The sequence below is a fragment of the Mesobacillus sp. genome, assembly GCF_047739415.1.
In the GTDB taxonomy this organism is placed as follows: domain Bacteria; phylum Bacillota; class Bacilli; order Bacillales; family Cytobacillaceae; genus Mesobacillus.
On sequence record NZ_JBIQOE010000181.1, the window covers coordinates 1 to 25,046 of the forward strand.

Genomic DNA, 25,046 nt, shown 5'->3' on the forward strand with positions numbered 1-25,046 from the left:
GTATTATACACCTAAAACCGGAAAAAGAGATAATAAGTTGTAAAGTTGTAACCTCATTTATTTTTTTAATCCTTGCAGGTCTTGTTTCTGATTTTCAAACCGTATAGGTTGAATTTCTTTTATTTTAGAATAAGTAGTTTCACCTGAAAGGATATTAAACGAGGTGAAAACTTGATTATCCCTAATATGGTCACTGTGATAGTGACTGTTTATTACCCTGCTTACATCACGGCCAGTTAACCCTTCTGTACACTTTTTTAGATCATTAGTAGCTTATTGAGTATTAAAAGTATTAAAAATAACAGTCCCTAAATCTATGAAACCTGCATTTCCAACAGCACCGCCGCCATCCTCCTTTTATGTATTGCAAAAAGTTTATATAGAAATAGGTTATAAAACCCCATAATATGGGGCTTTATGAGCCAAAAAAACTTTAAAAAATTGCCCCTTATCAATATTCAATAAAAATTTGAATTTCCCCTTCTTTTATGCCCGTATTATTCAATATTTCTTGCTCAATTAAATGGCCCTTTCGAAACAATTCTATAATCACTTAATGGTTCCTAATTCATTAAAATCAGTTTCCCCTTTTCAAAACAATGCAACTTTATTTCAAATCCGCACCTGGAATAACCTTGATTGGATCAATTCCTGAATAATTTCGCTCATATCAATCGATTCTTGTTTTTTATTAAACTCGTAGCGACCATAAAGATTGATATGTTGCCAAGCAACTGGGGAAACCCGTTTCAACATATCTGAATCTAGTTCCATTCTTTCTCCATAATTCAGCGTATTAGACAAAATGCTGGCATTATAGTAAATAATACAATTCGTAAGCAACCGGCTACATTCTCCCCATAGTTGCTGGTCTTGTTCAGTTTTGAAGCGCAATTTACCAAAGTTAGCATAGGATACTGCCCTACGCAATTTATGATAGCTTTCCCCTCGATTTAATGCGCGTTGTACATTTCGACGAACTGATACGGAATCGATATATTCAAGAAAATATAGACTTTTGATGATATTGTCGTACTCCCACAAAGCACGTTTGGTTTTATTTTTACGTGCATAAGCACTGAGCTTTCCAACTATAATGCTTTGTGTTGTTGTTTTCAGTCCTAGTGACAATATGATTCGCTGAATGTTTTCCCACTCTTCCATAATTAGGTTGATGTTGATCTTCCGGACGGGCTTGATTAATACATCCCCATATTGGCTTGGATGTTTAAACCCATACAACGATGTACGAACTGTATCGTAGATATCTCGGTAACGTGGTGCAAACTGATAGCCGAAAAAGTGGAGAATAGCAAAATTCACTTCGTTTGTTCCATGGGTGTCCGTAGAATGCACATCAGGCTGAATATCAGTTGAGTTATTAAACAGAATATCGAACACATAGTGACTTTCATGCTCATTAGCTCCAATGATTCGAGCGTTAACCGGAATATGGTTAGCCACTAATGTATAAGAAGTAATCCCTTTTTTCAGTCCAAAATATTTGGAGGAATGCCGGGAATTAATCGTATGGATCCCCGTTTCATATTTTTGTCCGTCACTACTGGAATGAATAACCTCATCAATGTCGTAATACCGGAATATTGGTAACTTGGCTACAGCATTACTAACACGATCATTTGCCTCTTTTAGAGTTTCTAAACGAATAAAATTATCTGACGTGGCAGTCAGAGTGGAATAACTGATGTCGGAAATTTCCCCCATCCTGCCTAGTCCCATGTTAGTTCCCCATGCAATCAGGCAAGCAGTCAAAACTTGATTGTCTCTGGTCTGTTTCGCATATCGGTCTAAGACGTGCTCAAACGCTTCAAGGAACTGGCAATGCTGATTTACATAATGTAAAATATCTCCGATCTCCATCGGCCTTAATGAATCGAAAAAGGGATGATTGGTAGACTCATTGTCACGAGAATACGGGATTGCCCACCGGCTATGTGAACCTCTTTTTTTGACTTGAATATACTGATTCTCTCCTGATGCAATACGTTCATTAATCTCTTTAATCCTCGTTTCCAGTTTTTGCTCAAGTTCTGCCAAATGTTGTTGAATTGGCTGATTAAGAATAGAAAGACCGGCATCTACTATCAGTTTTTCTTTCTGTTTCCATTGGAGGTCATCAATCAGATCATCCTCGAAACTGCGAAATCGGACACTATCACGGCAAAAAATATCACCTGCTTCCAAACGATTTCGTAAGACTTGGTAGATTAAAAATTCATAACGATCCACCAACAACGTTTTTTGTTTGGACAATCCTTGCTTGTACATGTAACGCTTGATGCCTTCTGGTATGAATTGATTTGGTAAAGCGTCAGAAGCGTATTGTCCAAGCGATTTATTCTTCATAAAGGCTCGTTTCATAAAGTGGATAGCCTCCATCAATGGTTCCTGAATGGAGGGAGCTATGAAATCAACCATAAGAAATATAGGCCGCAAATGCCGTTTAAACCGATGAGCTAACCGATCAATGTGTTCCCATTGAAAGGCAGTTTCATCAAATTTTATATTGGTTACAATCTGATCTGCAAGAATCTCTAGGTTATTACGGTCCAAAATTGCAAACACCTTATCTTGAATATCCTGAAAAGGTGTGTGGGGAGGAATGCTGTCATCTGTGAATAGTTTAAGAACTTGGCCAGCTTTTTTCATATTTTGATTACTTTCTGTATAACAATCATATACTTGTTCTTTAGCTGCCAATTTAGCTTCATCTTTAAAACGTCTTACGTTGTAGATAAAAGTATTAATGAGATTGTCATGCATTCGTTGAAAGCGATAGTAGATAAAACATAATAAATACACGTAACCGATCCATTCGTTCAGTTGCGTGAGCCTGTAGACAGAATAATATCCCACCAATGAAGCATAGTATTTGATGCTCTCATTTGAAACACCTAGTCTTGGTAACAAATCTTGAGCAAGCCGATATAAAGACTGTATTTGCTCCCCACGTTCCATTTCACGTTTTATTTCGCTAGCACTAAAGTCCTTTGGTTCACGTTTAAGCTGTGTAATTTCATACAGACCTTGAGAATCTTCAAGTAATCGCTTCAAGAATTCGATATCAGGCTGTTTTAGATGATTTTTCATCATATCAATTAACCGGTGTTGTTCGTGGTTTATCGCTTTCCCAATCGTTTCTTGCATAAAGCTATAACCAGGAATAACGATACGCTGCTCAGATAAATAATTCATGATTTCACGGAAGATAAAGATTGGCTTACCACTAAAAGTGGCTGCCTTATAAGCCCTTTTCTCCAATTGTCGTTTTTCCTCAGCATCACAACTACGATAGTTGAATAGTTCACGAATCAAGTGCTGCTGTTTTAGCCTAGTGTTCTTACCAACTAGACTTAGGTCAACCATTTCACCATAGTTAAAATGCTCGTTTAGAATATACTGAAGATCCTCCTCTACCTCATGGAGATCTAACGTGAAAAATAGGTGCTTCGCTTTAAAATAGCCAAGCTGCAAGATAAAGTAGGCCTTGGCTTTGACAGAACGAAATGTTTCCAACAACTCTTTCTCTGGTTGAGAGAGCGAAAAATAATGACAACGATCCTCATATGTAAAATGCGGTTTTCCATAAATGCTTGTTAATTCATCTTCCCCAAGGATTTTCAACCGTTTTTGTCCCGATTTGCTTTCGAGAATATCCATATTTACCCTTTCCTGTAACAAAGAATATATTTTCGACTTCTATTAACCTATTTCAAAAAGTGTACTTTTTGAAATAGGGGGTTTCCTACTATTTTTACATTTCATAATTATAACATAATTAATTTTGAAACATCCCACTTGTATTGTAGATATTTTGAAATTAAAATATAATAAATCTATTCTATTAGTGTTGGATTTGTAAAATAAAGGAATCTGTATTAAGTTCGAAAATGAATTGGGGATAGAATACATGAGGAAATTTTTTTATGTAAGGGTTAGCAGCAAAGATCAATCTGTGGAAAGACAGATTGCAGTTGCGAAAGAAATGGGAATTCCCGAAGAGTATGTCTTCATAGAAAAGGCAAGTGGAAAAGACTTCAAACGCCCAGAATATCAACTAATGAAACGTATGCTTAGAAATGAAGATGTTTTGTATATTCAGTCATTGGATAGGTTGGGACGAAATAAACAAATGATCCTAGAAGAATGGCAAGAACTAATACAAGTAAAGAAAATTGAAATTGTAGTGTTAGATATGCCTCTTCTTAATACTATGAGATATAAAAATTTAAACGGCATTGAAACATTAATTTCGGATTTAATCCTGCAATTATTAAGTTACATGGCAGAAGATGAACGAAACAGAATAAGGACACGGCAAAAAGAGGGAATGGAAGTGGCGATTCGCAATGGAATAAAGTTTGGAAGAAGGAAAATCGAGATGACTGACACATTTCCATCTGTCTATCAAGAATGGAAACAACAGAAGATAACTGCTGTAGAAGCTATGAAGCGTGTGGGAATGAAACGGAATACATTTTATCGAAGAGTAAAAGAATACGAATCGAATCTTTAACAGTTATCCTGCATAAATACTTGAAGCAACTTTTATTAAAAATAAGAGTTGCTTTTTTCTTAATAAACCTTTTCGGGGGGATATGCAAAAATACCCGTATCGGGAAACCTTTGTTAAGGGTTTCCCGAATTTTATATCATTTTTTCAACATTAAAGTTTAACAGAGCCAATAAAAAAAGAAATCGCCTGAGCTGGTCTCGGCGATTTCTTTTTTATACCTCATAAGTTTGCAGCGTTTCCACTTCTTCGTCAGTCAGCTCCCTGTATTCCCCAAGTTCCAGCGTTTCATCGAGCTTCAGCGGTCCCATAGACAATCGTTTCAGGTAAATGACTCTTTTCCCTACAGCCTCGAACATCCGCTTCACCTGATGGAATTTCCCTTCTGTGATTGTCAGTTCTATATCAGACGTCAAACCCGATTTTAAAATAACGAGTTCCCCTGGCTTTGTTTCATAACCATCATCCAAGGTGACGCCTTTTTTGAATGCTTCGATATCCTTTTCCGTCACTTCTCCCTCAATAACCGCGAAATACGTTTTTGGCACATGTTTTTTTGGCGATAAAAGTTTGTGGGAAAGCTGGCCATCATTCGTGATCAGCAGCAGGCCCTCCGTATCCTTATCAAGCCTGCCTACCGGGAATGGCTCAAATACCTGGTCTTCAATCTCCAGCAGGTCAATTACGGTCTCATCACGGTTGTCCTCCGTCGCTGATATGACACCAGGCGGCTTGTTCATCATTAAATAAATAAATTCTCTATAATGGATTTCTTCACCGTTTAAAGTTATTGAATCATTTTCAGGATCCACATGGTGCTTTGCATCCTTGACAATTTCATTATTAACTTTGACAGCGCAATCTTTTAAAAGTTTCTTCACGTCTTTCCTGCTTCCATATCCAAGTTTGGAAAGCACTTTATCGATTCTCATTGTGTACCTCCTTTTATTCATATGGGCAGGTGCCCATTCCATTTCTTGCCGCCTTACATAGACTAATATCATACTTTACATCAGATTAATGAGGAGATGACCTGAAATGAACCATCGACAGCAAGGACAAGGCTTGTACATCCCGATTCCCGGTCTGCCAGGCGGAGGCGGCGGATTCCCCGGTGGAGGATACCCTGGCGGCGGCTATCCTGGTGGCGGAGGCCAATTTGACCAGAGACTCGACCGCCTGGAACGGCAAGTTCAAAGACTGAGCAATCAAATCGACCGTCTGGACCGCAGGGTCGACAGAATTGAGCGCCGTTTGAATATCCGTGATAACGACCAGTCGTTTTACTATTAGGATTTTATAAAAAATGGCCTTCATGACAGAAGGCCATTTTCTTATTAAACGGGCAGCCTCAATTTACGCTTGATCTTGGTCACACGGTCCCCGAAAAGCCTGTCCACCAATTTCGTTCGGAATCCAAGGTAGAAATAAACCCCAGCTCCTACAAGGGCAGAGATTCCAATAATGACAATCGACTGGAACTTTGCAGCCGGTGAAAGGAATTGGACAAGCATCTCATAGAATGCCATCGTTACGCCTGCCATCAAACCCGAGAAAATCAAAATCAGAATAATTCTTCTCGTCACAAAGCCCATTGGGTATTTGGCATATTTTTTAATCACAATCATGTTTATTATAATTGCCGCTGTATAACCTAGCGCTGTCGAAAGGACAGCTCCTTGTGTCTCGAGCAGCTTGATCAATGGGATGTTAAAGGTTAGCTTCACCAATAATCCCGTCAGCAAACTCAAAATCGTAAAACGCTGCTCATTGATCCCCTGGAGGATCGCAGCGGTGACCGAGAAGAGCGCGAATAGGATGGCTACTGGTGCGTAGGTAGTCAGTACATCCGTGCCCAGGTCATTATGTGCATAGAAAACGGTATACATCGGTTCAGCAAGTATCGCGATCCCCATGGCAGCAGGTACGGTTAGGTACATCAACACCTGGAATGTCTGGTCAAGCTGCTTTCTCATACCCTTACGGTCGTTTTCTGTAAATGCCTTTGTGATGCTCGGTACCAGAGTCAATGAAAACGCCGTTGCCAGAGAAACTGGAATGATGACAAGCTTATGTGATTGGAAGTTCAAGACTGAAAATGCAGCAGCCGCTTCATTCTGGTTATTGCCAATTGACGTCATCGCTTTTGTAAAAGTCATCATATCAACAAACTGGAACAAAGGGTTTGCTATGCCAACAAAGACAAAAGGTGCAGCATACAGCAGGATTTCCTTGTAAATATCCTTTAAGGAAATATTCATCGTCTTCTTGTCTTCTTCAAGCAGTTTATCTAAATGCGGTTTCCTTTTCATCCAGTACCAGCCAAGGACACCAAGACTGCCAAGCGCACCGATGAAGGCCGCGAACGTAGCTACACTAACAGCTGTAACCATGTCTCCTTCAAGTACGTTCAGGACAAAAAAAGCGCCGGCCAGTACGAATACAATCCTGACTATTTGCTCAACAACCTGGGATACTGCTGAAGGCCCCATCGACTGATGCCCCTGGAAGAAACCGCGAATCAGGCTCATGAATGGGACGACAATCAAGGCAAAGCTGACCGCACGAATAACAGTCGTCACATCTTCAGCAGTTATTTTCACATTTTCATCATTACTAGTATCCATGACAAGCTCAGCAAGCCCGGGAGCAGTAACATACATAATCAAGAAAGAGAGAATTCCGGTTGCCAGCATAACGGCCACACCAGATTTAAACAACTTTCTGCCGACTGCATATTCTTCAAGAGCATTATATTTCGCTATGAATTTAGAAACAGCAAGCGGTACACCAGCTGTAGCAATACTTATGAAAATTGTATATGGAATGTAAGAGAAAGAGTATAATGCTGTCCCATACTCTCCCACTATCGCAAAAAAGGGAATAACATAAAACAGCCCAAGCACCTTAGATAATATCGTGCCAAGCGTCAATATGAACGTCCCTCTCAAAAGCTTAGATGACATATGAATCCCTACTTTTCAATCTATAAAATAAAAACAGATTACAAACTTGTATTTTACCATAAACAGAATCAGACACTATGATATTTATCAATGGGATGCAGAATTTCCCTGCATCCTTGCTGCAGAATTTCCCTGAAACCCCCGCTGCAGAAATTTCCTGCATCCCCTAGTTTACTCTTTCTCCAGTCTGACTGCCAGTTTTCCGGGCTGGAATTCATTAACTGCCGTTTGAAGAACATCATTCAAGGCAATGTTTTTAATGAAGAGTTGGATTATAATAATAAAAGTGCTCAATGCATCTAAAAAAGTGAAACGAAAAGTTGGTGAAGCAATGAAATACGATGTTATCGTCCTTGGCGGCGGGCCGTCTGGCTTGATGGCTGGAATTGCTGCTGGTGAGCAGGGAGCAAAGGTGCTGCTGATTGACAAAGGAGACAAGCTTGGCCGAAAACTGGCGATCTCCGGCGGCGGCCGCTGCAATGTGACCAATCGCCTGCCAGTGGATGAAATCATTAAACATATACCCGGAAATGGACGGTTCTTATACAGCGCACTGTCGATTTTCAGCAATGAAGATATCATTTCATTTTTCGAAGGACTCGGAATCAAGCTTAAAGAAGAGGATCATGGCCGGATGTTCCCGGTAAGTGACAAAGCTCAATCCGTTGTTGACGCCCTTTTATCAAAGCTGAAGGATTTGAAAGTGGAAATAAAGACGAACACCCCTGTGGCCGATGTTCACTTCAAAGATGGCAAGGCTGAATCTGTTGAATTGAAAAATGGTGAAGTGTTCTATGCGGACAGTATCATCATTGCTGTCGGCGGAAAATCAGTGCCACATACCGGATCCACAGGAGATGGGTATGCCTGGGCAGAAAAAGCAGGCCACAGGATCACAACTTTGTTCCCGACTGAAGTTCCATTGACGTCCTCTGAATCTTTTATAAAAGAAAAGGTTCTGCAGGGACTTTCTTTAAGGGGAATTGGGCTCAGCGTACTTAACCCAAAAGGAAAAGCGCTGATCACTCATAAAATGGATATGATTTTCACACACTTTGGCATCAGCGGCCCAGCTGTACTGCGCTGCAGCCAGTTCGTCGTCAAAGCGATGCAAAAGTGGAACCTGAAAGAAGTTCTCATGTCCCTTGATGCCCTTCCTGACATGAAAGAAGAAGAATTGTTCCAGGAAATTAATAAACTGATTAAAGCCGAGCCAAAAAAAGCGGTGAAGAATTTATTGAAGGGCCTTCTGCCAGAACGGTATCTACTGTTCCTGCTTGAGCTGAATGAGATTGACCCGGCGATGCAGGGCGGACAGCTAGGCCATGAGAAAATAAGAAGCTTCGCCAAATCAGTAAAACAATTCGAGTTCAAAGTGAACGGCACCCTGCCGCTTGATAAAGCATTTGTCACCGGAGGCGGTGTGTCCGTCAAAGAAGTCGAGCCGCAAACAATGGCTTCCAAAAAAGCAGCTGGCCTTTATTTCTGCGGAGAAATCCTCGACATCCACGGCTATACAGGAGGATACAATATTACCTCCGCTCTTGTCACCGGCCGGCTTGCGGGAACTAATGCTGGGGAATATGCGCTGCAGAAATAGTTACTATCCCATTGGTTTCGATGACGGACACATTCGTCGGGTTCCCGTCTATTTCTGTCCGTCATGAGTATGATGACGGACACTTTTGCTCGTTTCCGGCTTATTTCTGTCCGTCATAGCATTGATGACGGACACTTTTATTGTTTTCCCGTCTATTTCTGTCCGTCATGACCCTAATGACGGACATTTTTTATTGGTTTCCTGCTTATTTTTATCCGTCATAGCCTTGATGACGGACACTTTTGCTCGTTTCCGGCTTATTTCTATCCGTCATAGCCTTGATGACGGACACTTTTATCGTCTTCCCGCCTATTTCTGTCTGTCATACCAAATAGAAACAGAGCCTGAGTAAATTCACTCAGGCTCTGTACACTACCATGGCTGAAAAACAGTATATCTGCTCTTCGTCCAGTTCTTCAGGAATGACCGCGACATTGTATTTAATGTCCAAAAGCTTTTTTTCATCGAGCTTTTCAAGAAATCGGTTCATGTCCTGCTCAAGGTCTTTTTCATGTTCATGATCAAATACTCTGACCTGGATCAAGGGAAGTCATCCTTCCTTTTTTACATCCAGTCTTGCCATATTTTCAGAATTTTATAATTATGGACGCTTCGTTTCTCCGCCCCAGCTCATCATGCCGCCAACCATGTTGCGGACTTTGAAGCCTTGCTCGTTCATGTAGTGGCAGACGTTGCCGCTTCGAGCGCTTGAACGGCAGATGAAGATGTATTCTTTGTCTTTGTCGAATTCGTTCATTCTTTCAGGAATTTCTCCCATTGGCACGTGCTTAGCTCCAGGAATCATTCCTGATTCAACTTCGTCATGTTCACGAACGTCAACCATTTCTGGCTTTTCGCCAGCTTCCAGCTTTTTTTGAAGTTCTTCAGGTGTGATTGTTTCAACTTTATTCATTAGTCATTTCCTCCAATATTTAGTGAAATTAATCCTATCCAAAGGATACAATACCTTAATGTATTTTCCCCTATTAATTATATAAAAACCAATTTTAAATTACAAAGAATAAACCTTATGGGGTATTTTAAACTTTTAAAGAAAGAGTCGTCTTTAAACGACCCTTTCGAGAAAAAATCTTAGTTTGCCACTATGTTAACTAGCTTTCCTGGTACTGCAATGACTTTGCGGACTGTCTTTCCGTCGATTTGCTCTTTGACAGCAACATCGTCCATTGCGATTTGTTCAAGTGTTTCCCTGTTTGCGTCAGCAGGTACCATCATTTTTGCTTTGATTTTACCGTTTACCTGGACAACGATTTCGACTTCGTCGTCGACTAGCTTGGCTTCATCATATGCTGGCCAAGCTGCATATGTGATTGACTCACTGTGGCCAAGCTTTGCCCAAAGCTCTTCGGCGATATGGGGCGTAATCGGCGCCAGCATTTTTACAAAGCCTTCAACGTATGCTTTTGGAAGTTCTTCCGCTTTATATGCTTCATTGATGAAGACCATCATTTGCGAAATAGCTGTGTTGAAACGAAGCCCCTCATAATCTTCTGTTACCTTTTTAACCGTCTGGTGGTACACTTTCTCAAGGTTTGTGCTTTCAACATCCTTGATTTTATCGCTCAAGCTGCCGTTTTCGTCGACGAACAGGCGCCAGATGCGGTCAAGGAAGCGGCGGGATCCGTCCAAACCATTTGTTGACCATGCGATAGATGCTTCAAGTGGTCCCATGAACATTTCATAAAGGCGAAGTGTATCTGCACCATGGCTTTCGACGATCTCATCCGGGTTGACGACATTGCCTTTTGATTTGCTCATCTTTTCGTTATTTTCACCAAGGATCATGCCCTGGTTGAAAAGCTTCTGGAATGGCTCTTTCGTGTGGACTACTCCCACATCGTAGAGGACCTTGTGCCAGAAACGAGCGTAAAGCAAGTGCAATACCGCGTGCTCTGCTCCACCGATATAGATATCAACCGGAAGCCACTGCTTTAATTTTTCCTCATCGGCAAGTGCCTGATCGTTCTTCGGATCAATATAGCGCAAATAGTACCAGCAGCTGCCACCCCATTGTGGCATTGTGTTTGTTTCCCTGCGGCCTTTTTTACCTGTTTCCGGATCCATGACATTCACCCAGTCATCGATATTGGCAAGTGGAGACTCGCCTGTGCCAGAAGGCTTGATATCCGTCGTTTTAGGAAGAACTAAAGGCAACTGGTCTTCAGGTACAGCAGACATCGTTCCATCTTCCCAGTGGATGATTGGAATCGGCTCGCCCCAGTAGCGCTGGCGGCTGAACAGCCAGTCACGAAGGCGGTAAGTAACCTTCTTCGTTCCGATCCCCTTTTCCTCAAGCCATGCAATCATCTTATTGATTGCCTCTTCCTTGCCCATACCGTTAAGGAATTCAGAATTGATATGCTCACCGTCGCCTGTGTAAGCTTCTTTTTCAATGTCTCCGCCTGCAACGACTTCTCTGATTTCCAGATCGAATTTTTTAGCGAATTCATAGTCGCGCTCGTCATGGCCAGGTACCGCCATGATTGCACCAGTTCCATATGAAGCAAGTACATAGTCCGCAATCCAGATTGGCATTTTTTCACCGTTCGCTGGATTGATCGCATAAGCGCCAGTAAAGACGCCTGTTTTGTCCTTGGCAAGATCCGTACGCTCAAGATCACTCTTGCTCTTGATTTCATCGATATATTTTTCGATTGCTGCGCGCTGTTCAGGTGTAGTGATTTTATCAACCAATTGATGCTCAGGTGCAAGCACTGCATAAGTTGCGCCGAACAAAGTATCCGGACGAGTCGTGAACACAGTGAATGTTCCTTCATGTCCGTCAATGTTGAAGGTGATTTCGGCACCTTCTGAGCGGCCGATCCAGTTGCGTTGCATATCCTTCAGGCTTTCCGGCCAATCAAGCAAATCAAGATCCTCAAGAAGACGATCTGCGTAGGCAGTGATTTTAAGCATCCACTGTCTCATCGGACGGCGTTCAACCGGATGTCCGCCGCGCTCACTTTTACCGTCAATTACTTCTTCATTCGCTAAAACGGTTCCAAGAGCCGGGCACCAGTTAACCGCGACTTCATCAATGTACGCAAGCCCTTTTTCGTATAGCTTTAGGAAAATCCATTGAGTCCACTTATAGTATTCAGGGTCAGTGGTGTTCACTTCACGGTCCCAATCGTATGAAAAACCTAATGCCTTGATCTGGCGGCGGAACGTGTTGATGTTCTGCTCTGTGAATTCTGCCGGGTCATTTCCTGTATCCAATGCATACTGCTCAGCAGGAAGTCCGAAAGCATCCCAGCCCATTGGATGAAGAACGTTGAAGCCCTGCATCCTTTTCATCCGTGAAAGGATATCAGTCGCTGTGTAACCTTCCGGGTGGCCAACGTGAAGGCCCGCTCCAGATGGGTACGGGAACATATCAAGCGCGTAGAACTTCTCTTTCCCTTTATCTTCAGTCGTTTTGAACGTTTTGTTCTGTTCCCAATGCGATTGCCATTTTTTCTCGATTTCCTGATGGTTAAAACTCATCGTTTTGTCCTCCTGTTTGGTTTCGATTTATTTTTAGCGGTGTGGAGCTTGTTCCAGCAACCTTATTGGACTTGCTGCCCAGTCAATGACTCCAGAAAAAAAAAAACTCCCGCCCCTGTAAAAGGGACGAGAGGTTATGTATGTTCTCCCGCGGTACCACCCAAATTAGTGTGTAACACTCGCTTCATTCATCCTTAACGCGGAAAACGGCAAACGCTACTTGTGTTTCACGTCTGCGACTCAAAGGCGAGTTCATGATGGACCCGTCTGGCTTGCACCAACCGCCAGCTCTCTACATCAGGTTTTGCACCACTACTACTCCTTGTCGAAGTCTTTCGTTATGAATATAGAGATATTGTAATAAAATTCCCTCCCATATGCAAGCGGGGATAGAATAAATGGTGACAGAGAATATTATATGATTGTTTGAGCTGCTGGTGTAGGCTTTTACCTGTACAGCATGGAACAATCAATCATGAAAGGAACCCACCCGTAAATACAGATGGGTTTCCCGTGTTTACTTATCAGATTGCACCGCTTCCAAAAGCAGATCAACAATATGCACGCCTCTCATTTTCCCAGAGAGTCTTTCACGCTCAATCCCGAGCTTCATTTGAAGAAGACAGCCTGGATTAGCGGTAACAATCGTCGTTGCATGGGTGGCCTTTGCCTCAACCATTTTGGAGTCAAGAAGCTGCATGGACATTTCACTCTCGACTATATTGTAAATACCTGCTGAACCGCAGCACCGGTCAGCATTCTGCATCTCTTGGTATTGAATTCCTTTGATGGACTGCAGCAATGTCCTCGGTGCTGAAGCTGTTTTCATGACATTGCGAAGATGGCATGAATCCTGATACGTAACGATTTGATGCGGCAGGTCCAGATTCACTTTTTCATGAAAGCCTACCTCGACCAAAATTTGTGAGATATCCTTGATTTTATCGACAAATTCCTGGGCCCTTTCCTTCCAATCCGGATCGTCCTTAAGCAAGTGGTCATAGTCAACCAGAAAGGCACCGCATCCTCCTGCATTGGTGATGATGTAATCTACCCCGGTATCCTCGAAGGCTTTAATGTTGCGGCGAGCAAGTGCTTTCGCATCTTCCTTTTCACCACTATGCCCATGAAGTGCTCCGCAGCAGGCCTGCTCCTTCGGTATGACAATTTCACAGCCTGCAAGCTGCAAAAGCTTCATCGTTGCATTATTTGTATCTAGGAACATTGTATCCATCAGGCAGCCGCTAAAGAATGCGACCTTATGAGTCTTTGTCCCGATTGGTTCAAGATGCTCGGGGCGATTTTTCATCTCCTTCATTGTCGGCACCCGGGGAAGAACCTTTTCCATCGTGGCGAGCGACTCAGGAAACAGCTTCATCACACCTGTTCCGCGCGCCACTTTTTGCAGGCCAGAACGTTGATAGAAGCCAATCAGGCCAGTCAGTCCCCTCATCCTCTCCTGATGGGGGAAAAGCCCTTTGAAGACGGCATTTCTGACCACTTTTACGGGCATTGAAAACTTCTTGTTTTGATTGACAATATCACGGGCATCTTCGAGAAGGTGTCCATAGTTCACTCCCGATGGACAAACCGGTTCACAAGCACGGCAGCCAAGGCACAGGTCTAGTGAACGCTCAAAATCCTCATCCGGTTCAATAATCCCATCGACAACCGCCTTCATAAGCGCGATCCGGCCGCGTGGTGAATGTGATTCCTGATAGCCCGATTCGATATAGGTAGGACATGTCGGAAGGCAGAACCCGCAGCGCATGCAGTTCAATAGTTCGTCCTGGTCCATCTTTTCCTGGAATTCTGTCTGGATTCTTTGCTGTTCTTGAACCGTTGTCATTTTGAAACCACCACCCGTTTCCTGCTGTCCTTCGCGAAAACCTTTCCAGGATTCATGATATTGTTAGGATCAAGGGCCAGTTTTACAGCTTTCATAGCCGCAATTCCTGCTTCTCCTAATTTCAACTCGAGGTACGGTGCTTTCATGACGCCGACGCCGTGCTCACCCGTAATCGTTCCGCCGAATTCAATGGCCTTTTCAAAAATTTCGGCAAATGCCTTCTCGACTCTTTCCATTTCATCATGATTCCGAGAATCCGTCGGACATGTAGGATGAAGGTTTCCATCTCCTGCATGGCCAAAAGTACAAATATTCAAGTTATACTTAGCTGCAATTTCATTGATTGCATTGACCATTCTCGCAATCTCTGACCTTGGAACAGTCGCATCCTCCAAAATGGTCGTCGGTGCTAACCGCGCCAGTGCGGACAATGCACTTCTGCGCGCAGTCCTCAGTGCTTCAGCTTCAGCTTCTGTTTGGGCCAGCTGCACAGACACAGCTTTTTCCTCTTTACAAACCTCGGCAATCCTCGCCATGTCACGCTCGACCACTTCAACAGGACCGTCCTGTTCAATCAATAGCACGGCTTTAACATCTGTTGGCAGCCCAATCTTCGCAAAATCCTCCACTACCTTCAATGTCGGCTGATCCAGGAATTCCAGCGTAGCCGGAATGATTTTGCTAGAGATAATCTTGGAAACTGATTTAGCTGCTGCTTCTATGTCTTGATATAAAGCCAGCATTGTTTGTTTTGTCTCTGGCATAGGGATCAGCTTTAAGGTTGCTTCGGTAATAATGGCCAATGTCCCCTCCGAGCCAACAAGCAGCCTGGTAAAATCATATCCGGCAACATCTTTAGCCAATTTTCCTCCTGTGGTGATGATTTCCCCGTTTGGCAGCACAGCCTCAAGTCCAATAACGTAATCCCTTGTCACTCCATACTTTAAGCCGCGGAGACCGCCAGAGTTTTCATTGATATTGCCGCCGATGGTTGATATTTTCATAGAGCTTGGGTCCGGTGGATAAAACAGGCCCTTCGGCTCGACTGCTTGAATTAAATCAAGAGTTACCACACCGGGCTGAACAGTAACGGTTAAATTTTCTTCATCCACTTCAAGGATTTTGTTCATATGTTTAAAAAGAAGCACGATTCCGCTTTCTGTCGGGCAAGTGCCTGCGCAAAGATTCGTTCCTGATCCGCGCGGGACAATCGGAATTCGATATTCATTGCAAATTTTCACGATCTGTGAGATTTCCTGTTTGTTTCGCGGACTTACAACTGCATCCGGCATTGATTGAAAATTAGGTGTTGCATCATATGAATAAACGAGTCTTCCCGTTTTGGAATCATCAAAATTAACAGGACTTACGATTGAAATAATCTTTTCTTTGACTGTGTTTGTAACCATGATAGTTCCCCCTTTGTCAGTTAAATAAAACGATGTTCCTTGTCAGATAAAAAGAAGCCTGAACGTACGTTTAAAGCTCGAGACTTAAGAATCCAAGTCAGGACGCTATTTTGCAGGTATGTGTTATTTTTAAAACTAAAAATTATTCCTCGAATTCGCAGAAATCGCAAACGCTTACAAGTAATGGTATGGTCATCTGATGACCAGGTCATTAATATGACTTATCTAAATTATAGGATGGGCCTTGCGTAAATATCAATATAATTTTTAAAGTTAGTGAAATATAACTTTGTGAAGTGTGATTTTTTATTGGGAGTTCCTGCTTCCAGCCATAATAATGATAAAGAATATTACATAGCCAAAGTGAAATTGTATAATGGGAGTCAAGAGATCGGAATATTGGGGGCTTTAATTTGCAATATAAAAAAATAAAACCTAAAAAAATTTATGAAGAAGTAGCCGAAGCAATCCACGGTATGATCAGGTCGCGACAATTGAAACCAGGCGATAAACTGGATTCGGTCCAGCAGCTGGCGGAGAATTTCCAGGTGGGGCGCTCCGCTATCAGGGAAGCATTGACTGCATTGAGAGCAATGGGCCTAATTGAAATCAGGCAGGGCGAAGGAACATATGTGAGGGAGTTCGAGTCAGAGCAGATTAGCTTTCCATTATCGACGGCCATCCTGATGAATGCTCATGATACAGCACATCTGCTGGAAGTGAGGAAAATTCTTGAGGCTGGCACTGTCTTTTCCGCTGCAAAGAAACGGACTGAAGGCCAACTGCAGACAATGAAAGAGGCGCTTGAGGACATGAAACATGCCAGTGGGAATAAAGAACTTGGTGAAAAAGCCGATTTGCAATTTCATATGGCCATTGCTGAAAGCTCGCATAATCCATTATTGATCAGCTTGATGAACCATGTTTCAGGCCTGATGGGAGAAACGATGAAGGACACCCGCCGGCTCTGGCTTTACTCGAAACAAACGACAACAGATCGGCTCCATGACGAGCATTATGCTATTTACGAAGCAATAAAAGAACAGAAAGCTGAAGAAGCAAGAAATATGATGCTCAGCCATATCGAGAACGTAGAAAATATTCTCCATAAATATATTGACCAGGCTAAAATTTAGGAGTTCAAATCCAAAATAAGCTGGCTGCCCAAAAGGGAGCCAGCTTATTTTGATTATTGAATCGTATATCCTCCATCAATCACTGCTGCCTGGCCAGTGATTCCTTTCGCAGCATCACTGGCGAGGAACATTACATAATTGGCGATTTCCTCGACAGCCAGCAGCCGCTTTTGCGGCACGAGCGGAAAAATGACTTCTTCAAGGACTTTTTCAAGTGGAACATTTCTTGTCTCCGCAAGACTGGAAAGCTGGTTGCGCACAAGCGGTGTGTCGACATACCCAGGGCAGACTGCGTTTACGGTGATTCCGTGCTCCGCGGTTTCGAGTGCAGCAACCTTTGTCAGCCCAATAACTCCATGCTTGGCACTGTTGTATGCTGCTTTACCGGCAAAACCGACTAGCCCATTGATGGACGCCATGTTGATCACCCGCCCAGAACCCTGCTTTTTCATGACTGGCAGTACATGCTTCAAGGCTATGAATGGAGAAGTAAGCATCACTTTTATCAACAGTTCGAATTTTTCTGTCGGAAAGTCTTCGATCATGGATACATATTGCAAGCCAGCGTTGTTAATGAGAACATCGACAGTACCAAAGTGCTCAATACATTTTGCAACTGCCTCCTCAATGTCTTTTTCGCTAGTGACGTCACATTTAAAACCTGCAGCTTCATAACCTTGCTCACGCAAACTGGCAGCCGCCTTCTCCACAGTTTCTTCCTTTAAATCTGTCAAAAACACCTTCGCGCCCCGCTCAGCAGAACTTTTGCCAATATCATACCCGATTCCCTGGGCCGCACCGGTAATCAAGACAACTTTATCTTTTACCATTGTGAAACTCCTTCCTTAAATACCTAATCCAAGTGAGAATAGAACAATCGCAATTGCCACACCAATCAACGGTACAATGACAGTCACAGCTGCGACTGGATTGTAGGCATCCTGATGGGATTCGCCACAGATTGCCCGGACAGTCGTGACCACGTAACCATTATGCGGCAGGGAATCAAGCGCTCCAGAGGAAATGGCGGCTACCCTGTGCAGTGCTTCCGGATTGACGCCCATATCCATGTAGTGAGGTGCGAGCAATGGAAGCGCAATTGCCTGACCACCTGAAGCCGATCCAGTCATACCGGCAATGACACTGACCGCAATTGCCGCACCGATCAACGGGCTTCCTGGAATATTCGTCATCGCATCAACAGCAGTCTGGAAAGCCGGCACTGCTTTTGCGACTCCGCCGAATCCTACGACCGCAGCTGTGTTACCAATTGCAATCAAGGCGCCCATCGTTCCTTCAGAAAGTGCTTCCCAGAAATTTTTGAAGTACTTACGATTTAATAGATAGGCAGATACAACTCCTCCAAGGAGAGCGATGATCAATGCTGACTGTTTTAATGAATCATGGAAAACGAATGAGATCACCAATACCACTATCAAAGGAATCAGGCCCATAAGAGGATGAGGCAGTTCTCGCTTTTCCATCATTGGATCGGTCTTCCTGGCTTCGAATTTCTCTCCTCTTGCGATAGCCTTTGTGATCATTCGTTTCAGCCACCAGTATCCAAAAATCATCATAAAGACGGCAACGATGGCACTGACCTCCCAGCCTGCAACCGGTGAAGTATCCAGGAATTGAATAGGAATCCAGTTCTGGATTTCCGGAGAACCGGCAGAAGTCATCGTAAAAGTAACCGAGCCGAAAGCCAATGCAGCCGGAATGAAACGTCTTGGCAAATTCGCCTGCCTGAACAAGCTCAATGCCATTGGATAGACAGAAAATGCAACGACAAACAAGCTTACGCCGCCATAAGTCAGCACGGCACAGGCTGCGACAATCGCAAGCACGGCAAACTTCATCCCCAATTTGTCAACGATGAATTCAGACACACTGTCAGCCGCGCCGCTATCCTCCATTACCTTTCCAAAAATCGCTCCCAGCAAGAACATCATGTACCAAGCAGTAACGAATCCAGAAAAGCCAGACATATAATTGCCGACAAAGTTGGCAGCTCCTTCTTCAACGAGCTGCGGAAACAGTGGCATCCCACTGAATACAGCAACAAACAACGCAGAAATCGGTCCAACAATCAGCAAGTTCATGCCTCTCATCGTCAGATAAATCAATAAAGCCAGACCGCCAATCAATCCAAACATACTCAGCATTCTTTTTCCCCCTTGTTTTTTAAAATAAAGACTAACGAACACTTTCCTCCTTTTTCTAGAAGATGATAACGCTTACAAAAAATTGAATAAAATTGCTGTATTATCTTATTGCAACTATCGTGCCAACTTTTTGGAGTATGAGAATCAGTGTTTATTCTTAATTTTCAGTTATTAAATTCCGGAATTCCGGACTCTATCAATTTTCCATTCCCATTGCTTAATAGATTTAACCTGTCCTGTTCCCCTTGATTAATTAACATTCATACAGTGAAAACTTATTTAAATATGCTAGAAACCAAGAAAGTCCGAAAACTCGGACAGCATTCCGAATTTCCGGACTATAAGAGACCATATTTATTAAGTTTTTCATAAAGTGTTGACCTGCTGATTCCCAGCTCTCTGCCCACCAGGACTTTGTCGTCTTTATTTCTCTCAAGACTTTGCATCAGTACCCACTTTTCTGTTTCTTCAACGATATCCTTAAGCTTCTTGTTATTGAATCGATACATGGCAGTCTTTGTTTGCAGATAATCCGGCAAGGAATCCAGCGTAATCTGTTCTCCTTTTGTCAAATGGACCGCGGCCTCGATGACATTTTCCAATTCACGGATATTACCCGGCCAGCTGTAGGATTTCAATATTTCCATGACGTTCCTTTCAATTCCTGCAATCCGCTTGCCTAACCGATTTGTGACCTTGTTGATAAAATGAGTGATGAGCAGTGTTAAGTCCTCAGCTCGTTCCCTTAATGGGGGAACGCTGAAAGGAACCACATTGATCCGGTAAAAAAGATCCTCCCTGAATCGCTTCTCTTCAATCATGTTCTCAAGAGGCCTATTAGTGGCAGCGATGATCCGGACATCAACCGAAATCGATTTCGTCGACCCAATCGGTTCAATTTCCCCATCCTGCAGGGCACGCAAAAGTTTTACCTGCATGCTTAGCGGCATGTCCCCGATTTCATCCAGAAAAAGGGTACCGCCATTTGCCAGCTGGAATTTCCCCTTTTTGCCTCCTTTTTTCGCCCCTGTAAAAGCTCCTTCTTCATAGCCAAACAACTCGGATTCAAGCAGGTTTTCAGGGATTGCACCGCAGTTCACCTTGATGAACGGCTCCTGGCTCCGGCTGCTTAACTGGTGGATGCTGTGGGCAAACAATTCCTTCCCTGTTCCGCTTTCTCCCCTGATCAGAATCGAAATATCGCTATTGGATACCATTTTCACTTTTTCTTTTAAACTGATAATCTGCTGCGACTCGCCAAGAATGTCATCAAGTGTATATTTAACGCCTGAATCAATTTTCTGGATGTATGGTTGCATCCTGGTGAGAAGGCTTTTTACATGGCTGTCCATTTTCATCCATTCCTGAGTATCCCGGAAAAATACCGTTCCAAATGCGGCAATTACTTCGCCATTTTTGATAATGGGCACCCGGTTGGCAATCATGTAGTTGCCCTTGATAAATTGCAAGTCAGCCAGTTCCTCTTTTCCAGTCTGGGCTACAATATGCATCCTCGTATTCTCAATCACTTCCGACACATGCCTGCCAATCGTATCTTCACGATTGACTTCAAGGAATTCACAATAATTATGATTGATGTAGATGATCCGTCCTTCTCGATCCACAACAACAAGCCATTCGAAGGCATTCTCAACAATGGTTTCAATAATATCTGCTGGGATATGTAAAAGCTTTGCATTCATAATCCGTCACCTGGTTTTTATTTCGATTTTATCACACTTTTCTGAAAACAATATACAAGCATAAAAAAAGCACCTGAAAATAGGTGCTTTAGTCTACATTAGCTGCATTGTTGTAATGCAAGTGGCGTCATTCTCAAAAGTGGATATTTTTGATTCAACAGTCTTACCGTTATATCCAATCTTTGTTTTGAACTTTTTATCACGTGGAAGCCACAAATCGATGAAACCATTCTGATGGGATGTCATTTTCTCATCCACTACCACGTTTCCATCCTCATCCTCAATATATACATCAAACTCTTTTTCAACCAATTCACCTTGACAACCTGTCAAGCTATGATTCGTTCAAGGATGGGTTTGATTTTCATAAGGCGCGATTGAGACGAAGAAGTCTTCGTCTGAAATGTCATAGACTTGCTTGTCCCCTTCACTGTCATCAATTGTCAGTTCTTGTGAGGTGATGGAAGCTTTATGGCCCTTAATTTTGCCCGTGCTGTAATCACTCACCAATTCCTTGATGTTCTCTTGTTGTTTTTCAGGTTGAGCAGATTTTTCTTCTCCGCCACTACAGCCAGTTAATAAACCGGCAGCCAAAAACGCAATTCCGAGGATTTTAAATTTCAACCCATTCACCCCCTTGTCTTTCAAAGTATGGTTATATCATAAACTCACAGTCCTATATTAAATGTAAAATATGCATTTTTTATCGAGAAAAAATGCATAAATTGTGACCGACTAGAAAGGCCAGCCGTCTTGTTAAGTCCAGACGAACTCTGGTGCCGGACAATCCCCGAATTTTTAAAAAAGAGCCGGGCATCTGGGCCCAACTCTTTACTGATTCTTTATGCTTGTGCAGCCACATTGTGGGATTCCTTTAGCTTCCGATCGTAAATTACGGTAGTAAAGATCCCGACAAACATGAGCGCAATCAAAATCGCGAATAGCATTGGCATACCGTATAGATCGACCAGGATTCCACCCATCAGCGGGCCAATCATCCTTCCGCCAGTTGCGGTGCTGTTGACGATTCCCTGGTAAAAGCCTTCCCGGCCTTTTGGCGCAAGGTCATTTGCGATCGTGGGAACGGCCGGCCAGATCAGCATTTCCCCAATCGTCAGGATTACCATACCAGCCACGAAGCCTGAGAATGCTTGAGCTCCTGCAGCAACTGCATAGGAAACCATGAAGATAACCATGCCGATGATGATTTGCAATTTCAGTTTATTCTGGAACGGCTTGATCAGCCTGTTAACAACTGGCTGGCCAAGAACGATCAGTGCGCCGTTGATTGTCCAGAGGATGCTGTATTGGTTCAGTGAAATGTTCAATTCCTGAGTATAAGCTGCGATCGTTGTTTGCCATTGTACGTATCCGACCCAGCAAAGCAAGTAGCCAACAGCCAGGATAAGAAGCGCATACAGCTTGGTATGGCTTTTGACCGCGCCGTTTTCCTGAAGGACGTTCGTTTGCTTCGCAGCCCGGGTGTCGATGCTGCGATAGCCAAAAATAGCAATCATCATAAAAATCAGGTACATGGCGGCGTTCGCCATGAAAATCAGCTGGAATGAATAAGAAGCAACTAGCCCGCCAAGCGCAGCTCCAACCGCCACTCCGAGGTTCTGTGCCACATAAATGGCATTGAACGCTTTACGGCCGCCTTCTTTCCAGACTGAACCCGCCATTGCATACATCGCCGGAAAGACGATGCCTGAGCCAAAACCAACCAATGTCAAAAAGAAAATATACTGAGGCCATCCTGGCCATAGTGTCAGGCCAAGCAGCGCCATAATGGTAATGCTGATTCCTAGAATAATAGACTTATATCCGCCAATTTTATCAAAAAGACTGCCGCCAAAAAGATTGCCAATAACACTGGCTGCAGAATTAAGCATCAATACGATCCCGGCAACAGACAATGATTTGCCAAGATGCTCATGTATATAGATTGTGTTCAAAGGCCATAAAAAAGAGGAACCAGTAACATTGACTGCCATCCCGATAATTAAAAGCCACAAGGCTCTAGGCATAAAAAACGCCTTCTTTCATTCAATAAGTTTCGAAAAAACAAAAAGTGCAAGCACTGGAGGGCCGACCGGTGAAGTCGTTCTTTGACTTCATTGGGCGGACCGAAATCGAAATGTATAGCCGACTGCCCAGAAACACAGAAACTGGAGACTCCGACAAAGAAGCGCTTTTTGCTTCTGACGGCGGAGTTGAAGTTTCTGTGTTTCTAGGAGGCGACACAAGACAAGTGAGGAGCTGGATTAAGAAAAACATAAGTAGTTACCAAAACAGTATTTACTTTTAATTCCCTATAGAATACCAAAGTAATTCTAGAGCTTTTCACAATTGGTTGCAATAGGAATTTATGTAGAATTTGAAGTTGAAATTTTCTATTTTTTTGAAGTTGAATTAGAAAAAGCACGCAGAATTTTTAGATCATGGAATGCCGGGGATTTTTCGCTGAATTACGCACTCTAAACCATCAAAAGTTCGCAGGATTTTTTAAAAATGAATCCGGGAATATTGACACTCTCCCACTTTTCTGCAAAACTAAAGAAAACACCGTACAAACTACCATTTGCACAGTGTTTTCGTATTTATCTTTTCTCTAAATTTACTATTCTCTATTTTTTTGGAGCTGGCTGTTGTGCCGGAAAGTAACTGTTCACTGCTTTGTCTTTCTTCTTGAAGTTATCTTTTTCGTCGTAAACAGCCTTCTTCACTTTTTCTATCTCTGTTTTGACTTCTTCCAAGTTTACGCCCTTCTTGGTCAATTCCTCAATAGCAAGGTTGATTGCCTCATTTGACTCTTCAATTGAAACCATCAATGAATCCATGGATCCCTGCGGATTGTGGAAGCCTGCAGAGCTTTCGGCAGCTACGATATCCCAGAACCATTGTCCTTTTCTTATATGCTCCTGAGCCTGCTTGATTTTCTCTTCGCTTACACCAGAAGTAATCATCTTATTCACGTAATAGTGTGAGGTGATGGAAATATCCTCAGCTTTATGAAGTGCTTCCATATGTTTATCCTGTATACCAATTACACGTTCTTCTAGCTCTTCCATATCCCTGTTGGTATGGCATGTTGCGCATGATTGATCCATTGTCTTAAGCGGTGACGTCCACCAGTGTGAGCTGATTTTCTTTTTGCCATCCACGCGGTCATATGGCATGTGACAGTCTGAACATGTAACTCCTGCTTCACCATGCGGACCTTCTATATGAGTCTCAAAATCAGGGTGCTGCGATTTTAGCATTGGCGTTCCTGAAACGTTGTGGATCCAGTCCTTCTCAAAACCTTGTTCCTTAGCAGTAGTTTCGTAGTATTCGTACATATCTTCTGGCTCAAAGCCGTTTGCCCAAGGGTAAGTTACTTCCCCGTTATCTGCAGCAAAATAGTACTCTACGTGGCACTGGCCGCAAACATAGTTCCTCATATCATTTTTCGTTGGGTTGGACATGTCGATTCCCTGTGATTCCATTCCCTTGATAAAGCTTGGACGGGTAACCCTCAAGTCCATTGTCTGTGGATCGTGGCAGTCTGAACAGCCGATTGGTGAATGACCCATCGCTTCTGCTTTTGGCCAGATATCTTCGTTAAAATTGCCGCCCCAGTAATCGTCACCCATTTCCTCAATCATGTGAGGAACAGCAGTCGACTTACAGGTTAAGCATGATCCGATTGATTTGTCAGTGATACGCGCGATCGCCCGGACATCCTCATTTGCATAGATATGGCCGCGGTCCTCATTGTACTCAGTCGCAAAGCCATAGCCGTTAAAAAGGACTGGCAGATACGGTTCCTTATCATGGTCGAACTTGCTTCGTTTGACGGAACCGCTGTACTTCGTATCCTCCATTTTTTCATTTTGCTTGTAACTGTCATATTGCAGAGGGAAAAGGTCCTTGAAGGCCTCATTGCTGATTTCATCTTTGCTCAGCCCCGTTCTCAGCTGGCTTGCCGAGGTTGCTTCTTCCTCTGAGCCGGAGCATCCAGTAATGATGAGCATGACAGCCGCAAGGAGCAGATATGCCCAGCGGAAATTTCTAGCCATTGTTCATCGTACCTCCTTTATTTTCTAAAAGCTCGCCTGGTTTCGGCGGTTTAAAATAGTCTTCTGTTTTAAAGCCTTTGCCGTGCGGTACTGCCTGGTGGCAGCTTGAACAGCTG

General features: G+C 43.1%; 19 protein-coding genes, 1 pseudogene and 1 other annotated feature. Of the genes and pseudogenes, 5 read left to right on the top strand and 15 right to left on the bottom strand.

What is annotated here, in order from left to right; translation table 11 throughout:
* Positions 1–57: 57 nt before the first annotated feature.
* Both ACH0QE_RS14080 and ACH0QE_RS14085 read right to left on the bottom strand, forming a co-directional pair.
* Positions 58–234 (bottom strand): annotated as a pseudogene (locus ACH0QE_RS14080) (MBL fold metallo-hydrolase); the annotation flags it as partial.
* Positions 235–612: 378 nt separating this feature from the next.
* Positions 613–3,681, bottom strand: a complete 3,069-nt coding sequence (locus tag ACH0QE_RS14085) for a Tn3 family transposase (RefSeq protein WP_415801233.1) — start codon at positions 3,679–3,681, stop codon at positions 613–615.
* Positions 3,682–3,931: 250 nt separating this feature from the next.
* Between ACH0QE_RS14085 and ACH0QE_RS14090 the strand changes: the two genes are divergently transcribed.
* Complete coding sequence (locus ACH0QE_RS14090; RefSeq protein ID WP_415801234.1) at positions 3,932–4,537, top strand: recombinase family protein; 606 nt, start codon at positions 3,932–3,934, stop codon at positions 4,535–4,537.
* Positions 4,538–4,749: 212 nt separating this feature from the next.
* Here ACH0QE_RS14090 and ACH0QE_RS14095 read toward each other — a convergent pair whose 3' ends face one another.
* Positions 4,750–5,466: a pseudouridine synthase gene (locus ACH0QE_RS14095; protein ID WP_415801235.1), complete on the bottom strand. Its 717-nt coding sequence runs from the start codon at positions 5,464–5,466 to the stop codon at positions 4,750–4,752.
* Positions 5,467–5,572: 106 nt separating this feature from the next.
* On the opposite strand from ACH0QE_RS14095, the gene ACH0QE_RS14100 reads away from it, so the two are divergent.
* Positions 5,573–5,827, top strand: a complete 255-nt coding sequence (locus tag ACH0QE_RS14100; RefSeq protein WP_415801236.1) for a hypothetical protein — start codon at positions 5,573–5,575, stop codon at positions 5,825–5,827.
* A 44-nt stretch (positions 5,828–5,871) separates the two neighbouring features.
* Here ACH0QE_RS14100 and ACH0QE_RS14105 read toward each other — a convergent pair whose 3' ends face one another.
* The gene (locus tag ACH0QE_RS14105) at positions 5,872–7,500 is read right to left on the bottom strand and encodes a putative polysaccharide biosynthesis protein (RefSeq protein WP_415801237.1); all 1,629 of its coding nucleotides are present in this window, start codon (positions 7,498–7,500) and stop codon (positions 5,872–5,874) included.
* A 331-nt stretch (positions 7,501–7,831) separates the two neighbouring features.
* On the opposite strand from ACH0QE_RS14105, the gene ACH0QE_RS14110 reads away from it, so the two are divergent.
* The gene (locus ACH0QE_RS14110; RefSeq protein WP_415801251.1) at positions 7,832–9,100 is read left to right on the top strand and encodes an NAD(P)/FAD-dependent oxidoreductase; all 1,269 of its coding nucleotides are present in this window, start codon (positions 7,832–7,834) and stop codon (positions 9,098–9,100) included.
* Positions 9,101–9,458: 358 nt separating this feature from the next.
* Here ACH0QE_RS14110 and ACH0QE_RS14115 read toward each other — a convergent pair whose 3' ends face one another.
* From ACH0QE_RS14115 to glcD, 5 genes are all read right to left on the bottom strand, one after another.
* Complete coding sequence (locus tag ACH0QE_RS14115) at positions 9,459–9,644, bottom strand: sporulation protein Cse60 (RefSeq protein ID WP_415801238.1); 186 nt, start codon at positions 9,642–9,644, stop codon at positions 9,459–9,461.
* A gap of 57 nt (positions 9,645–9,701) precedes the next feature.
* On the bottom strand, positions 9,702–10,013 hold the full coding sequence (locus tag ACH0QE_RS14120) for a rhodanese-like domain-containing protein (RefSeq protein ID WP_415801239.1): 312 nt from the start codon (positions 10,011–10,013) through the stop codon (positions 9,702–9,704).
* A gap of 179 nt (positions 10,014–10,192) precedes the next feature.
* On the bottom strand, positions 10,193–12,607 hold the full coding sequence (gene leuS / locus ACH0QE_RS14125) for a leucine--tRNA ligase (RefSeq protein ID WP_415801240.1): 2,415 nt from the start codon (positions 12,605–12,607) through the stop codon (positions 10,193–10,195).
* Positions 12,608–12,726: 119 nt separating this feature from the next.
* Positions 12,727–12,945 (bottom strand) — a binding site (T-box leader).
* Positions 12,946–13,124: 179 nt separating this feature from the next.
* Positions 13,125–14,456, bottom strand: a complete 1,332-nt coding sequence (locus ACH0QE_RS14130) for a (Fe-S)-binding protein (protein ID WP_415801241.1) — start codon at positions 14,454–14,456, stop codon at positions 13,125–13,127.
* A complete protein-coding gene (gene glcD, locus ACH0QE_RS14135; protein ID WP_415801242.1) occupies positions 14,453–15,865 on the bottom strand; it encodes a glycolate oxidase subunit GlcD in 1,413 nt (470 codons plus the stop codon). The genes ACH0QE_RS14130 and glcD overlap by 4 nt, the downstream gene beginning before the upstream one ends.
* A gap of 413 nt (positions 15,866–16,278) precedes the next feature.
* On the opposite strand from glcD, the gene ACH0QE_RS14140 reads away from it, so the two are divergent.
* Positions 16,279–17,001 (top strand): FadR/GntR family transcriptional regulator, encoded by a 723-nt coding sequence (locus ACH0QE_RS14140; RefSeq protein WP_415801243.1) that lies wholly within the window; start codon positions 16,279–16,281, stop codon positions 16,999–17,001.
* Between the two features lie 53 nt (positions 17,002–17,054).
* Here ACH0QE_RS14140 and ACH0QE_RS14145 read toward each other — a convergent pair whose 3' ends face one another.
* From ACH0QE_RS14145 to ACH0QE_RS14165, 5 genes are all read right to left on the bottom strand, one after another.
* A complete protein-coding gene (locus tag ACH0QE_RS14145) occupies positions 17,055–17,831 on the bottom strand; it encodes a 3-hydroxybutyrate dehydrogenase (protein WP_415801244.1) in 777 nt (258 codons plus the stop codon).
* A 15-nt stretch (positions 17,832–17,846) separates the two neighbouring features.
* On the bottom strand, positions 17,847–19,166 hold the full coding sequence (locus tag ACH0QE_RS14150) for a GntP family permease (RefSeq protein WP_415801245.1): 1,320 nt from the start codon (positions 19,164–19,166) through the stop codon (positions 17,847–17,849).
* A gap of 338 nt (positions 19,167–19,504) precedes the next feature.
* Entirely contained in the window at positions 19,505–20,869 is a 1,365-nt protein-coding gene (locus ACH0QE_RS14155; protein ID WP_415801246.1) for a sigma-54 interaction domain-containing protein, read from the bottom strand.
* 93 nt (positions 20,870–20,962) lie between these two features.
* Positions 20,963–21,493 carry a CueP family metal-binding protein gene (locus tag ACH0QE_RS14160; RefSeq protein ID WP_415801247.1) on the bottom strand — a complete coding sequence of 177 codons (531 nt, stop codon included), beginning with the start codon at positions 21,491–21,493 and terminating at the stop codon, positions 20,963–20,965.
* Between the two features lie 218 nt (positions 21,494–21,711).
* A complete protein-coding gene (locus ACH0QE_RS14165) occupies positions 21,712–22,896 on the bottom strand; it encodes an MDR family MFS transporter (RefSeq protein WP_415801248.1) in 1,185 nt (394 codons plus the stop codon).
* A gap of 68 nt (positions 22,897–22,964) precedes the next feature.
* Here ACH0QE_RS14165 and ACH0QE_RS14170 point away from each other — a divergent pair, with 68 nt between their 5' ends.
* Positions 22,965–23,177, top strand: a complete 213-nt coding sequence (locus ACH0QE_RS14170) for a hypothetical protein (RefSeq protein WP_415801249.1) — start codon at positions 22,965–22,967, stop codon at positions 23,175–23,177.
* Positions 23,178–23,496: 319 nt separating this feature from the next.
* Here the strand turns inward: ACH0QE_RS14170 and ACH0QE_RS14175 are convergent, their stop codons facing one another.
* Positions 23,497–24,930, bottom strand: a complete 1,434-nt coding sequence (locus ACH0QE_RS14175) for an ammonia-forming cytochrome c nitrite reductase subunit c552 (protein WP_415801250.1) — start codon at positions 24,928–24,930, stop codon at positions 23,497–23,499.
* Positions 24,931–25,046 lie beyond the last annotated feature (116 nt).

What these genes read in the sequence shown, in the direction of transcription:
- ACH0QE_RS14085 (WP_415801233.1), bottom strand. Translation starts at nt 3,681, where the DNA reads ATGGATATTCTCGAAAGCAAATCGGGACAAAAACGGTTGAAAATCCTT.
- ACH0QE_RS14090 (WP_415801234.1), top strand. Translation starts at nt 3,932, where the DNA reads ATGAGGAAATTTTTTTATGTAAGGGTTAGCAGCAAAGATCAATCTGTG.
- ACH0QE_RS14095 (WP_415801235.1), bottom strand. Translation starts at nt 5,466, where the DNA reads ATGAGAATCGATAAAGTGCTTTCCAAACTTGGATATGGAAGCAGGAAA.
- ACH0QE_RS14100 (WP_415801236.1), top strand. Translation starts at nt 5,573, where the DNA reads ATGAACCATCGACAGCAAGGACAAGGCTTGTACATCCCGATTCCCGGT.
- ACH0QE_RS14105 (WP_415801237.1), bottom strand. Translation starts at nt 7,500, where the DNA reads ATGTCATCTAAGCTTTTGAGAGGGACGTTCATATTGACGCTTGGCACG.
- ACH0QE_RS14110 (WP_415801251.1), top strand. Translation starts at nt 7,832, where the DNA reads ATGAAATACGATGTTATCGTCCTTGGCGGCGGGCCGTCTGGCTTGATG.
- ACH0QE_RS14120 (WP_415801239.1), bottom strand. Translation starts at nt 10,013, where the DNA reads ATGAATAAAGTTGAAACAATCACACCTGAAGAACTTCAAAAAAAGCTG.
- leuS (WP_415801240.1), bottom strand. Translation starts at nt 12,607, where the DNA reads ATGAGTTTTAACCATCAGGAAATCGAGAAAAAATGGCAATCGCATTGG.
- ACH0QE_RS14130 (WP_415801241.1), bottom strand. Translation starts at nt 14,456, where the DNA reads ATGACAACGGTTCAAGAACAGCAAAGAATCCAGACAGAATTCCAGGAA.
- glcD (WP_415801242.1), bottom strand. Translation starts at nt 15,865, where the DNA reads ATGGTTACAAACACAGTCAAAGAAAAGATTATTTCAATCGTAAGTCCT.
- ACH0QE_RS14145 (WP_415801244.1), bottom strand. Translation starts at nt 17,831, where the DNA reads ATGGTAAAAGATAAAGTTGTCTTGATTACCGGTGCGGCCCAGGGAATC.
- ACH0QE_RS14150 (WP_415801245.1), bottom strand. Translation starts at nt 19,166, where the DNA reads ATGCTGAGTATGTTTGGATTGATTGGCGGTCTGGCTTTATTGATTTAT.
- ACH0QE_RS14155 (WP_415801246.1), bottom strand. Translation starts at nt 20,869, where the DNA reads ATGAATGCAAAGCTTTTACATATCCCAGCAGATATTATTGAAACCATT.
- ACH0QE_RS14165 (WP_415801248.1), bottom strand. Translation starts at nt 22,896, where the DNA reads ATGCCTAGAGCCTTGTGGCTTTTAATTATCGGGATGGCAGTCAATGTT.
- ACH0QE_RS14175 (WP_415801250.1), bottom strand. Translation starts at nt 24,930, where the DNA reads ATGGCTAGAAATTTCCGCTGGGCATATCTGCTCCTTGCGGCTGTCATG.